The organism is Acinetobacter pragensis, assembly GCF_001605895.1.
Classification (GTDB): domain Bacteria; phylum Pseudomonadota; class Gammaproteobacteria; order Pseudomonadales; family Moraxellaceae; genus Acinetobacter; species Acinetobacter pragensis.
This window is the reverse complement of sequence record NZ_LUAW01000018.1, coordinates 1-13,573: the sequence shown is the minus strand read 5'-3', so window position 1 is coordinate 13,573 and position 13,573 is coordinate 1. Positions and strand designations below refer to the sequence as shown.

Sequence of the window (13,573 nt, the reverse complement as noted above, 5' to 3'; positions counted from 1 at the left end):
AACTAAAGAATAGTTACCACTTGCTTATGCATATAAAATTTAATGATTTATTCCTGCAAATGCAGCAGCAGCTTGACAGCAGTCAGGCTGTGCTGGATCACAATCTGCTGATTGAACTGGTAAACCGCATTCGCCCTGCAGACACCAAAAACACAGAAGAAATACACCAAAATTTTGAAGCTTTTTATACTGCCCTGCTGCTGACGCCTGACGCAGCCTCCACCCTGCAAAGTTTTGTCCTTAGATTAATCAGCAAGTACAAACAGACCAGCCTCTATGCCGACACGGGAATTCTGTCTTTAGATGGTTTCTTAAATCAGTTTTTTCAGCGTCTCGGCGCGCATTTTCTGCCGTTGATTAATGATGCAAGCCAGCTGCAGGATCTGTTGCGCCAAGTGTTTCATCAGCGCAGTGATAAATACTGGCTGGACAGTATTGAGGAATCTGAATGGCAGAAACTGTTCAGATTGTTTAATCAGGGGCATGCCAATCAGGAGGAAAAAAAACAAATCCGCCGTGAATTGATTAAAGCCATAACTGTGCTGTCTTATCGTGTCAGCGGCATTGGCCTATACCCTGAGTTCATTAATGCGCACCCCGAACTGACCGAGTATGAATCGCCTTTTTTAGTTCAGAACCGTGAAATTAATGAGTTTATTCAGCAATATAAACAGCTTCATCAAAATGCCGAAAAAATGAGCGCCGTGGTGCCGCCGGATGCTTCTCAAGCGCTGGTCATGCTGGATCAATGCCGTGAAGTTGTGCTGAAAATTCGCAGAGCGACCAAACGCAGCGGCGTCAGCGTCAGCTTGACTTATTTGCTGTCTTTGCTGGAACAGTGTCTGGACCGAATAGAAATTCTGCTGAACCTGATTGTTGAAGAAGATGATGTCCGATACAGTTCCATCGGCTCATTGCTGGTTGATGTAACCGATGCGCTGTACAGCGAGCGCAGTGTCCGCTCGCTGTTAGCCACAAACAGCGAATTAATGGCGCTGCAGGTGACTGAGAATGCCAGCAAAACTGGCGAACACTATGTCAGCAGCGACAAAAAAGGCTTTATTGACATGTATAAAGCCGCGGCTGGAGCTGGCGTCATTATCGCAGCCATGGCATCGCTTAAAATTTTAGCGGCGCGCCTAATTTTAGCGCCGCTGATGCAGGCCTTTCTTTTCAGCATGAATTACTCCTTGGGCTTTATGCTGATTCATGTCCTGCATTTCACTGTCGCGACCAAGCAGCCGGCCATGACGGCAGCTGCGCTGGCGTCCACCGTTCAGCACCGCAAGGGTTCCAAAAACGCTCAAATTGCAGAACTGGCGGCGCTGATCATCAACATTATCCGGACGCAATTTATTGCCATTTTAGGCAATATTTCCATTGCCATTCCAACCGCTGCATTAATTACTTATTTTTGGCAGCTCGGCATGGATGAACCTCTGCTGAATCATGCCAAAGCGTCCCATCTGCTGCACAGCCTTGATCCGTTTACCTCTCTGGCTATTCCGCATGCGGCAATCGCCGGCGTCTGTTTATTTTTGTCTGGCTTGCTGGCCGGCTATTTTGACAACATGGCCATTTACCGCAAAGTCGGCCCCCGCCTAAAGGCGCATCCGGCTCTGAAACGCTGGATGGGGCAAGACCGTTTAGATGCTTTCGCATCTTATATAGAACGCAACTTAGGCGCTTTGGCGGGTAATTTCTTATTCGGCATCATGCTGGGAAGCATGGGAACACTGGGCTACATTCTAGGCTTGCCGCTGGATATCCGTCATATTGCCTTTGCATCAGCCAATTTCATTCAGGGCTTAATGTGCATTAACGGCGGCCCGGAAATCGGTTTAGCGATTGTTTCGTTTTTAGGCGTGCTGTGCATCGGCTTAACCAACTTATTTGTCAGCTTCACCCTCACTATTATTGTGGCGCTGCGCGCGCGCCGTGTACGTTTTGAGCAATGGAAACCATTGGCAAAATTGGTGCTGACGCATTTCCTGACCCGTCCAAGCGACTTCTTTTGGCCGCCGAAACAGCCTTTGGAAATTGAAGATTCATCCGGCCCGCATAAACAAAGTCATTAAAGAAATTGTTAATTTATATTATCAAGTGTTAAAAAAACACAAAAAAGAAATTAGCATAATTTACACGCACTTGAAATAAAGTGTACTGATGAGTACACTTTACTGCTTAGTTTATTCGGACTCGCTCCCAATAAAAAAACAAGGATTTAAGCATGCCGAAACTGTTGCTTTTCCTGGGTTTCTTCTTATTGATTATCAGTATGTTGCTGTATAATTCACATGCTTTTAGCGCTTATGATTTAGGCGCTGTAGCATGGATGTATGACCACAGAAGCAATGCTTTCAATATAGCGGCTCAAGGGTTTTCCATCGCAGGCGGCATGCCATTTGTATTATTTTTAACCACACTATGGTGTTTACACTGTGCATGGTATAAAAAACATTCAGAGATTGTTTTTATCAGTATAGGAATGATTGGAAGTATTTGCTTATCCTGGATGCTGAAGTACCTCGTCTCAAGACCGCGTCCACCTGAAATGTATTTTCTGGTGAAAACTTACGGAGATTCATTTCCAAGTGGACATAGCCTTTATGCAGCTGCTTTAGGCTGTTTGGCGATGTACGTTTCCCTGCAGCATTCACAGCATAAACTGATCTGCCTCATTGCAAGTATTTGGATCTTGCTGATGGGAATTTCAAGAGTTTATGCTGGCGCGCATTTTCCTTCCGATGTCCTTTCTGGCTGGAGCATAAGTTTTATTTGGATCACGTTGCTGTATTTGGCGTTAACTAAATATCAGCGAACTAAATAAATAATTTTAGATAAGAATCTAATAGAGGTGAAAGAATGATGTCTGCAAAGCTTTGGGCTCCCGCCCTGACTGCTTGCGCATTAGCAACAAGTATTGCACTTGTCGGTTGTAGCAAAGATCCAAAAGATGCCCAGCAAGCTGGCGCTGCTCAGCAGATGCCTCCAACTGAAGTTGGCGTGATTGTTGCCCAGCCGCAAAGCGTAGAGCAGTCTGTAGAACTTTCGGGCCGTACTACAGCATATGAAATTTCTGAAGTGCGTCCGCAAACCAGCGGTGTCGTTCTGAAACGTCTGTTTGCTGAAGGCAGCTATGTCCGTGAAGGCCAGGCGCTTTACGAGATCGATTCAAGCTCGAACCGTGCAACTGTTGATAATGCGCGCGCGGCTATTGCCAGCGCTGAAGCGGAACTGAATGTTCTGCGTATTAAAGAAGGCCGTTACCGCCAATTGGTCGGTTCAAATGCCATCTCTAAACAAGAATATGACGATATCGTGGGTCAAGTAAAATTGGCTGAAGCGACTTTGAATGCGAACCAAGCGACCTTGAAAAATGCCCAAATTAATTTGGGCTATTCAACAGTGCGTGCGCCAATTTCAGGTCAAACCAACCGTTCTACGGTCACTGTCGGCGCATTGGTAACAGCCAATCAAGCCGATCCGCTGGTCACAGTTCAGCGCTTAGATCCAATCTATGTGGATATTAACCAATCTAGCGCAGAATTGCTTCGCTTGCGTCAGCAGTTAAGCAAAGGCGCATTGGACAGCAGCAACAACACCAAAGTGCAGTTGAAGCTGGAAGATGGCAGCGACTACCCAGTAGAAGGCCGTTTAGCATTCTCCGATGCCAGCGTTAACCCTGATACAGGCACTGTCACTTTGCGCGCTGTTTTCGCCAACCCGAATCACCTGCTGCTTCCGGGCATGTTCGCGAACGCAAAAATTGTACAAGGTATTATTCCAAATGCTTACTTGATTCCTCAAGCCGCAATTACCCGTACTCCAACAGGTCAGGCCATTGCAATGCTGGTTAATGCAAAAGGCGCTGTTGAGTCTCGTCCAATTACGACTGTTGGCGTTCAAGGCAAAGACTGGATCGTGACTGACGGCTTAAAAGCTGGCGACAAAGTGATTGTAGACGGCATTGCGAAAGTTAAGCCTGAACAGCAAGTTACGGCTAAACCTTACCAGCCTCAAGCTGCTGCGCCGCAAGGTGCTCAAGGCGCCGCTGGCCAAGCGAAACCAGCTGCTCAAGCTGCTGCGAAGACTGAACAAAAAGCTACTTCAAATTCATAAGGGGTAGACTGAATGGCTCAATTCTTTATCCATCGCCCAATTTTTGCTTGGGTGATTGCGTTAGTCATTATGCTGGCGGGTATTCTCACGCTGACAAAAATGCCTATCGCGCAGTATCCAACCATTGCCCCGCCAACGGTAACGATTTCTGCAACTTATCCGGGTGCATCTGCTGCGACTGTTGAAAATACAGTGACGCAGATCATCGAACAGCAAATGAACGGCCTTGACGGTTTGCGCTATATTTCTTCAAACAGCGCAGGTAACGGTCAAGCCTCTATTTCTCTGAACTTTGAACAAGGTGTAGATCCTGATATTGCCCAAGTTCAAGTACAGAACAAACTGCAGTCTGCGACTGCGCTTTTGCCTGAAGACGTTCAGCGTCAAGGGGTAAAGGTTACTAAATCAGGCGCAAGCTTCCTGCAGGTAATTGCATTCTATTCGCCTGACAGCAGCTTATCTGCAGATGACATTAAAGACTATGTGAACTCGAATATTTCGGAACCGCTCAGCCGTGTTGCTGGTGTCGGTGAAGTACAGGTATTCGGCGGCTCATATGCGATGCGTATCTGGATGGATCCTGCCAAAATGGCAAGCCTCCAAGTAACTCCAAGCGATATTTCTGCAGCGCTGAAAACACAAAACGCGCAAGTTGCTGTCGGTCAATTAGGCGGTGCGCCTTCTGTCGAAGGACAAGTGCTGAACGCGACAGTCAATGCGCAAAGCCTGCTGACAACTCCTGAAGAATTTAAAAATATCTTCTTGAAAAACACAACAAGCGGCGCGCAAGTCCGTTTAGGTGATGTTGCCCGTGTCGAATTAGGCGCAGACAACTATCAGTTTGACTCTAAATTCAACGGCAAGCCTGCCGGCGGTGTAGCAATCAAACTGGCTACTGGCGCGAATGCGTTAGATACAGCGGCTGCAGTTGAAGCCCGTCTGGTCGATCTTCGTAAAAACTACCCTACAGGAATGCAAGATAAACTTGCGTTTGATACAACTCCGTTCATTCAATTGTCAATTGAGAGTGTTGTTCACACCTTAGTTGAAGCGGTGATCCTTGTATTCCTGGTTATGTTCCTGTTCTTGCAGAACTGGCGCGCGACCCTCATTCCAACCATGGCAGTGCCTGTGGTGGTATTGGGTACATTTGCTGTAATTAATGTCTTCGGTTTCTCTATCAACACGTTAACCATGTTTGCCATGGTGCTTGCGATTGGCCTGCTGGTCGATGATGCAATTGTTGTGGTGGAAAACGTTGAACGGATTATGGCCGAAGAGCATCTTGACCCTGTGGAAGCCACAGAGATCTCGATGAGGCAGATTTCCGGCGCATTGGTCGGTATTACATCTGTACTGTCTGCGGTATTCGTACCGATGGCATTCATGAGCGGTACAACAGGTGTAATTTACCGTCAGTTCTCGATCACGCTGGTGACAGCCATGATCCTGTCACTGATTGTCGCGTTGACCTTTACCCCTGCCCTTTGTGCGACCATTCTAAAACAGCATGACAAAAATGCGGCGCCAAGCAACAGCTTGCCTGCGCGTTTCTTCCGCTGGTTTAATGAAACATTCGACAAAGTCGCCGGTAAGTATCAAAACGGCGTAAACCGCATGACACACCATAAAGTGTTCTCAGGTTTACTGTATGGCGTTGTCATTATTATTTTAGGCCTTCTGTTCACTAAACTGCCGTCTTCGTTCCTTCCCGATGAAGACCAAGGTGTGGTGATGACACTGGTGCAGTTGCCGCCAAACGCGACATTGGACCGTACAGACAAAACAATCAGCACAATGACAGACTACTTCCTGAACAAGGAAAAAGATTACGTCGAATCTGTATTCAGCGTATCTGGCTTCTCGTTTACAGGTGTCGGTCAAAACGCTGGTTTGGCTTTTATTAAATTAAAAGACTGGGAAGACCGGACAACACCAGAAGCTCAAATCGGTAAGATTATTCAGCGCGGTATGGCATTGAACATGATCGTTAAAGATGCTTCTTACATCATGCCATTGCAGCTTCCTGCAATGCCTGAATTGGGTGTGACTGCTGGCTTTAACTTGCAGCTGAAAGATTCAAGCGGCTTAGGTCACGATCAGTTGCTGAATGCGCGTAATGCGATTTTAGGCATGGCTGCACAAGACAAGCGCTTAGCTGGCGTGCGTCCGAATGGTCAGGAAGATACGCCTCAGTACAAAATCATTGTTGACCAAGCGCAAGCTGGCGCGATGGGTGTAAGCATCTCTGAGATTAATACCACAATGGGTATGGCTTGGGGCGGTTCTTACATCAATGACTTTGTTGACCGCGGCCGCGTGAAAAAAGTTTATGTTCAAGGCGAAGCAGATTCCCGCATGATGCCTGAAGACTTGAACAAATGGTATGTACGCAACAGCCAAGGCACAATGGTTCCGTTCTCGGCATTTGCAACAGGCGAATGGACTTACGGTTCACCGCGTCTGGAACGCTATAACGGCATTTCATCGATGAACATTCAAGGCACGCCTGCTCCGGGTGTCAGTTCTGGCGATGCAATGGCAGCTATGGAAGAAATCATTGCGAAACTTCCGTCTATGGGCCTAAAAGGCTTTGATTACGAATGGACAGGCCTATCACTTGAAGAACGTGAATCTGGTGCTCAAGCGCCGATTATTTACGCACTGTCTTTATTGATCGTATTCCTGTGTCTGGCTGCGCTGTATGAAAGCTGGTCAATTCCATTCTCTGTACTTTTAGTTGTCCCTCTAGGTGTTGTCGGTGCGGTAGCGCTCACCTTCCTTGGCATGGTATTGCTTAAAGATTCCAATCTTTCCAATAACATCTACTTCCAAGTCGCGATCGTTGCAGTCATTGGTTTGGCTGCCAAAAACGCGATTTTGATTGTAGAATTTGCGAAAGAACTTCAGGAAAAAGGCGAAGATCTGTTTGAAGCGACAATGCATGCCGCAAGAATGCGTTTGCGCCCAATCATTATGACTACCCTAGCCTTTGGTTTTGGTGTACTTCCGCTTGCGCTGGCCTCTGGCGCAGGTGCAGGCAGCCAGCACTCTGTCGGCTATGGTGTACTGGGCGGCGTAATCAGCTCGACCTTACTGGGTATCTTCTTCATTCCTGTGTTCTACGTATGGATTCGAAGTATCTTTAAGTACAAACCAAAACAACAAAATAATCAGGAGCACACATCGTGATGCAAAATATATGGTCTATTACAGGTCGTAGCATTGCGGTTTCTTCACTAGCGCTTGCTTTGGCTGCCTGCCAAAGCATGCGCGGTCCAGAACCGGCCGCTCAGGCAAATATTCCGCAAAGCTACACTGAGAGCGCGTCTGGCACTTCAGCAGCGGCGCAAGGCTATAAAGACTTTTTCTCAGATCAACGTTTGGTTCAAGTACTTGATTTAGCTTTGGAAAATAACCGTGATTTGCGTACTGCAGCGCTGAATATTCAACGCGCGCAGCAGCAATATCAAATCACTGAAAACAACCAGCTGCCGACCATTGGCGCCAGCGGCAGTGTCTTGCGTCAAGATACGCTCAGCACTCAAAAACCGATTACGTCTTATAACGTGGGTTTAGGCGTGACAGCCTATGAGCTTGATTTGTGGGGCCGTGTCCGCAGCCTAAAAGACAATGCTTTAGATAGCTACCTTGCAACTGCAAGCGCGCGTGATGCAACTCAAATTGCATTGATCGGCCAAGTGGCGCAAGCATGGCTCAGCTACTCATTTTCAAATGCAAACTTGAAACTGGCAGATCAAACGCTCAAAGCTCAGCTTGAATCTTACAATCTGAACAAAAAACGTTTTGATGTCGGCATTGACAGCGAAGTTCCTGTACGCCAAGCGCAAATTTCTGTAGAAACTGCGCGCAACGACGTTGCCAATTATAAGACTCAAGTGGCGCAAGCGAAAAACTTGCTGAATTTGCTTGTCGGTCAGCAAGTGCCTGAAAATATGCTGCCTGGTCAGCGTATTACCCGCATTACCTCAAACAGCACAATCGGCTCTGGCTTGCCAAGCGACTTGCTGAACAACCGTCCGGATGTACGCGCTGCCGAATATAAACTGTCTGCAGCTGGCGCGAATATTGGCGCTGCCAAAGCCAGCCTATTCCCGACCATCAGCCTGACAGGTACTGCCGGCTATGCATCTACAGACTTAAGCGATTTGTTTAAGTCTGGCAGTTTTGTATGGGGCTTGGGGCCAAGCTTAGATATTCCAATCTTTGACTGGGGCACACGTAAAGCCAACATCAAAATTTCAGAAACAGACCAGCAGATCGCTTTGTCTGATTATGAAAAATCAATTCAGTCTGCATTCCGTGAAGTGAATGATGCATTGGCTGTACGTCAAAACATCGGTGACCGCTTATCTGCACAGCGCCGCTTGGTAGATGCGACCAATACCACCTATAAATTGTCAAATGCCCGCTTCCGTGCTGGTATTGACAGCTACTTAACTGTATTGGATGCGCAGCGTACGTCTTATTCAGCGGAACAAGGTTTGCTATTGCTTGAACAAGCAAATTTAAACAACCAAGTTGAGCTGTATAAATCTTTAGGCGGCGGCATTAAAGCCAATACTAGCGATGCTGTTCAACAGCAGCCGTCTACAGCAGAACGCAAGGCAGATGCGGCTAAATAAGCCATTGCCTTAAAATAGAAAAAGCTCACTCCGGTGGGCTTTTTTATTGCCGCTTATTTATTGGCGAACAAAGTTGCTTTTATCAATCACTTTGCCTATCTTCAATACATCAAAAATAAACACATGAATCAGCTATGATTTTAAGCAATCTTGAAACAGTTCCCGGACACACCATTACTCAGCAATTAGATGTGGTGTACGGCAGCACGGTGCGAAGCAAGCATGTCGGCCGTGATTTTATGGCTGGCCTAAAAAATATTGTCGGCGGTGAACTCAAAGGCTATACCGAACTGCTGGAAGAGTCGCGTCAGGAAGCGATGAGCCGCATGATTGAGAAAGCCCGCGGCTTAGGCGCCAATGCTATTGTCGGCATCCGCTTTTCAACGTCGAATATTGCCCAAGGCGCCTCAGAACTTTTTGTTTATGGTACAGCCGTGCGTGTAGAAACGCTGGCGCCAAAGCTGGCTGACTCATTCCCTGCTCAAGGCTGAAGCTATGGATGCTTTTTTATTTAAAGTCGCTATCTTTGTGATTTTATTTGCAGTCGGCTGGACATTTGGCCGGCATGCAGAGCGCAAGCATTTCAAACAGCTGGAAATACAGGAACAGCGCTTGGCGTATATCCGAATTGACAATAACCGCTTCAAAACTAGCGAACATTCAGGTCAGCTGGTTTCAAGCAATGTGGTGATTTCCCATGATTATTTTAAATATGTCATTGCCAATATCCAGAATTTTTTCGGCGGCCGCTTGACCAGCTATGAAAGCGTTGTTGACCGCGCGCGCCGTGAAGCGGTCGTCCGCTTAAAGCTTGAAGCTGAAAAAATGAGGGCAACACACATTATGGGCTTACGTTTAAGCACCACTGAGCTGGGCATGCAAGGCGGCATGATTGAAGTCTTTGCTTATGGAACGGCGATAAAAGCCTGAGGCTTTGCTCCTTCTGCGTGATAGGGCGTTGCTGAACTTTTTAAATGAACTCCTGCTCTCCCTCTCCCTAAAAGAGAGGGAAGAAAATAGGCGTTATTTCACTTTCGCTTTACGAATCATTTTATACAGTGTGCTTGGTGACAGACGCGACACCCAGGTACCAAGTACTTCTTTGCGGCCACCAACCACAATGTACTCCTCGCCTTTCAGTAAAGCTTTTACTGAAATTTGCGCAAATTCATCCGCTTCCAAACCATTTTCAATCGCTTCATCCTGATGCCCTTGAGCTTTCCCTTCGCCATTCAAGGCATTGAAAGAAACATTGGTTTTGACAAATCCGGGAAAAATCACCGAGACATCCACGCCCTCATCCGCCACTTCTGCGCGCAGGCTATTGGCCCACATATGAATAGCCGCTTTAGCCGCCGAGTACGAAGCGCGGTACTGTGTGCCCAGTAAGCCTGCAACACTCGAAACAAAGACAATACGGCCAGTTTTTTGATTTAGAAAAGTCGGCAATACCGTTTTGGTCAAAAAGACTTGAGAGAAGTAATCGACTTCCATAATCGCGCGTTCAGTCTGCATGGTGGTATCTGCAATTAAAGCGCGCTGGCTTAAGCCTGCATTATTGATCAGCCAGTCAATCCGCCCCTTGCACTCCAGCACTTTTTCATACGCTTGGCGGACTTGGCTTTCATCTGTAATATCTGCTGGAATAGATACATGCAGATCCGGATTCAGCAAACTGACACGGACATTTTCCAGTTCATTAAAACGGCGCGCCGTCAACACCACTTGCGCGCCCTGCAACGCGCATTCCTGCGCCAAGGCTTTGCCCAAACCGGATGAAGCGCCTGTAATCCATACGACTTTACCGTTTAAATCATCCAGCTTTGCCATGATGCATTCCTCATGAAATCATTGTTTTATTAAAAAGTTGCTATCCTGCAGTTTAATCGTTTTTTTGTTTCTGCTCATTATTTAAAAAAATCAAAAAGTGATCAAAATATCCGCTCATAGAATTTGCATCATAAATTTGACCCAATTTATCAAACCGCTTATAGCCGAGCTGCGTGGTCACATTAATCACGCCATTTAAGGTTTTATCCACCACCACATTGAATTTCAGCATTCTTTTCGGTTCACGGATTAAATGCGTTACCCCTTGATCCACCACCTCTGTAAAGGCTTTTAAAGCCGGCGGAACATAAGCATTATTGCCGTCTTTCATTTTTTCAACATGGCCCAGAAGCGCATTGGCCAGCGTATGATCTATAGGATAGGTCACATAAAAGTGCCCGTCCTTTTCTATGGTTAAATCATGCAGATAATTCACCATCGGCAGCAAACGCTCATTGCCGAAAAAAGACACTGACCACGGCATGTATTTGCGCGTTGTTTCTAAAATATGCTGAATAATTTTTTCCGATTCACGGTCGCCGGATTTAGACATTTTAGCAATATTGCCAAAAACCTGATCGATAATTTCACAGGCGATATCTGCCAAATTTTCACCTAAGGGCTTGGCTAAATTGGATGCGTCCCCAGTATTCAAACGCTGATGCAGATTGATAAAACGCTGATGGGTTTCCGGCTGAATTTTCAGTGAAATGCTATAGCTCATTCATCGGCTCCTCTTTTTATTTATAGTGGCTGCGAACTTGGCGCTTTTATCTTCACTCTATCATAAGGCTTCGGATGAAAACTGCCAACCAGTTCTTATTTCTAACATGCAAACATATGAAGTTTCCATATCTTCAAAATGCCTAAACCCAGTTTTTTTTTGCTACAATAGATGCAATTTTTTATCTACTTTTGATCTGTTTAGACTATGACTGATTCAGCGCAAAATATTGCTACGACCTACGATCCTACCGAGATCGAGAAAAAATGGTACAAGACTTGGGAAGAACGCGGCTACTTCAAGCCATCTAAAAAGGGTGAATCATTCTGCATCATGATTCCGCCACCTAACGTCACAGGCAACTTGCACATGGGTCATGGTTTCAACAATGCCATCATGGATGCCCTGACACGCTTTAACCGTATGTCTGGTAAAAATACCTTATGGCAGCCGGGTACAGACCACGCGGGTATCGCAACACAAATGGTTGTTGAACGCCAGCTGGGTGCTGAAGGCATCAGCCGCCATGATCTTGGCCGTGAAAAGTTCATCGAAAAAGTGTGGGAATGGAAAGAACAGTCTGGCGGCAACATTACCCGTCAAATCCGTCGTCTAGGCTCATCGGTAGACTGGTCACGTGAACGCTTTACCATGGATGACGGTTTATCGAACGCAGTAAAAGAAGTGTTCGTGAGATTGCACGAAGATGGCTTAATCTACCGCGGTAAACGCCTAGTCAACTGGGATCCAAAATTACAAACTGCGCTGTCTGACTTAGAAGTTGAGTCTGATAAAGAAGAAGCAGGTTCACTTTGGCACTTCAAATATTTCTTTGAAGATAAATCCGTTCGTACCCACGACGGTAAAGATCACATCGTTGTTGCAACCACTCGTCCTGAAACATTATTAGGTGATACCGCTGTTGCTGTTGCGCTGGATGACGAACGTTATGCGGCATTGGTTGGCAAAAACATTATTCTGCCAATTACAGGCCGTGCTGTTCCTATCGTTAAAGATGAGTATGTAGACAAAGAATTTGGTACAGGCTGTGTGAAAATCACCCCTGCGCACGACTTCAATGACTATGAAGTCGGCAAACGCTGCGAATTGCCAATCATCAACATTTTCAACAAAAATGCGGAAGTGTTGGCTGAGTTTGAATACATCGCGAAAGCGGGCGAACAAATTTCTAAAACCATCCCTGCACCTGCTGCATACGTAGGTTTAGAACGTTTTGCTGCACGTAAGCAATTGGTTGAACAAGCTGAAGCTGAAGGCTGGTTGGATCAAATTCAGCCGTACACGCTGAAACCGCCTCGCGGTGACCGTTCAGGTGTGATCGTTGAGCCGCTATTGACTGACCAATGGTATGTGAAAATTGCACCGCTTGCTGAGCCTGCAATTAAAGCTGTAAAAGATGGCGATATTAAGTTTGTGCCTGAACAATACAGCAACATGTACATGGCTTGGATGAACAACATTCAAGACTGGTGTATTTCACGTCAATTGTGGTGGGGTCACCGCATTCCAGCTTGGTACGATAAAGACGGCAATGTATATGTTGGCCGTGACGAAGCGGAAGTTCGTGCGAAAAATGGCATTCCTGCTGATGTTCAATTGGATCAAGACGAAGACGTGTTAGACACATGGTTCTCTTCTGGCCTTTGGACATTCTCAACTTTAGGCTGGACTGGCGATGCTGCGAAAGATAAAGAAAACTATTTCTTAAATACTTTCCACCCAACTGATGTCCTTGTCACTGGTTTTGACATTATCTTCTTCTGGGTTGCCCGCATGATCATGATGACCATGCACTTCATGAAAAATGAAGACGGCACACCGCAAGTACCGTTTAAAACTGTGTATGTACACGGTTTGGTACGTGATGGCGAAGGTCAGAAGATGTCTAAATCTAAGGGCAACGTGCTTGACCCACTCGACTTGATTGACGGTGTGGATCTTGAAACCTTGGTACAAAAACGTACCACTGGTTTAATGAACCCGAAACAAGCATCAAAAATTGAGAAATCAACGCGTAAAGAATTCCCAGAAGGTATTCAGTCTTACGGTACAGATGCGGTTCGTTTCACATTCTGTGCGCTTGCGAACACAGGCCGTGAMMTKAAKWKCKRTWKSWAAAAGGCCATATACGGCAATAGATATGCGGTTCTACATATTCTCCGGACTAAAAGCCATTTTGAAGGCAGCCATCATGACGGACCATGCATTTGTTTATCTGTTGCTGCTATAT

9 protein-coding genes and 1 pseudogene are annotated in these 13,573 nt (G+C 46.3%); 8 read left to right on the top strand and 2 right to left on the bottom strand.

The features are described 5' to 3' along the window. Positions 1-26 precede the first annotated feature (26 nt). The 7 genes from AZH43_RS07890 (at position 27) to AZH43_RS07860 (ending at position 9,698) form a co-directional block, all read left to right on the top strand. The gene (locus AZH43_RS07890; RefSeq protein ID WP_067668464.1) at positions 27-2,078 is read left to right on the top strand and encodes a site-specific recombinase; all 2,052 of its coding nucleotides are present in this window, start codon (positions 27-29) and stop codon (positions 2,076-2,078) included. 152 nt (positions 2,079-2,230) lie between these two features. Then, the gene (locus AZH43_RS07885; protein ID WP_067668462.1) at positions 2,231-2,830 is read left to right on the top strand and encodes a phosphatase PAP2 family protein; all 600 of its coding nucleotides are present in this window, start codon (positions 2,231-2,233) and stop codon (positions 2,828-2,830) included. A 35-nt stretch (positions 2,831-2,865) separates the two neighbouring features. After that, positions 2,866-4,122 (top strand): efflux RND transporter periplasmic adaptor subunit, encoded by a 1,257-nt coding sequence (locus tag AZH43_RS07880; protein WP_067668460.1) that lies wholly within the window; start codon positions 2,866-2,868, stop codon positions 4,120-4,122. Positions 4,123-4,134: 12 nt separating this feature from the next. Then, positions 4,135-7,314: an efflux RND transporter permease subunit gene (locus tag AZH43_RS07875; RefSeq protein ID WP_067668458.1), complete on the top strand. Its 3,180-nt coding sequence runs from the start codon at positions 4,135-4,137 to the stop codon at positions 7,312-7,314. Continuing rightward, a complete protein-coding gene (adeK, locus tag AZH43_RS07870) occupies positions 7,314-8,768 on the top strand; it encodes a multidrug efflux RND transporter AdeIJK outer membrane channel subunit AdeK (RefSeq protein WP_067668456.1) in 1,455 nt (484 codons plus the stop codon). Before AZH43_RS07875 ends, adeK begins: the two co-directional genes overlap by 1 nt. A gap of 134 nt (positions 8,769-8,902) precedes the next feature. Next, positions 8,903-9,259 carry a YbjQ family protein gene (locus AZH43_RS07865; RefSeq protein ID WP_067668454.1) on the top strand — a complete coding sequence of 119 codons (357 nt, stop codon included), beginning with the start codon at positions 8,903-8,905 and terminating at the stop codon, positions 9,257-9,259. A gap of 4 nt (positions 9,260-9,263) precedes the next feature. Beyond that, the gene (locus AZH43_RS07860; RefSeq protein WP_067668452.1) at positions 9,264-9,698 is read left to right on the top strand and encodes a YbjQ family protein; all 435 of its coding nucleotides are present in this window, start codon (positions 9,264-9,266) and stop codon (positions 9,696-9,698) included. A gap of 93 nt (positions 9,699-9,791) precedes the next feature. Here AZH43_RS07860 and AZH43_RS07855 read toward each other — a convergent pair whose 3' ends face one another. Together AZH43_RS07855 and AZH43_RS07850 are read right to left on the bottom strand one after the other, a co-directional pair. Then, on the bottom strand, positions 9,792-10,598 hold the full coding sequence (locus AZH43_RS07855) for an SDR family oxidoreductase (protein WP_067668450.1): 807 nt from the start codon (positions 10,596-10,598) through the stop codon (positions 9,792-9,794). Positions 10,599-10,650: 52 nt separating this feature from the next. Next, positions 10,651-11,322: a hypothetical protein gene (locus AZH43_RS07850; protein WP_067668448.1), complete on the bottom strand. Its 672-nt coding sequence runs from the start codon at positions 11,320-11,322 to the stop codon at positions 10,651-10,653. A 207-nt stretch (positions 11,323-11,529) separates the two neighbouring features. Between AZH43_RS07850 and AZH43_RS07845 the strand changes: the two are divergent. Beyond that, positions 11,530-13,573, top strand: a pseudogene (locus tag AZH43_RS07845) (valine--tRNA ligase); the annotation flags it as partial.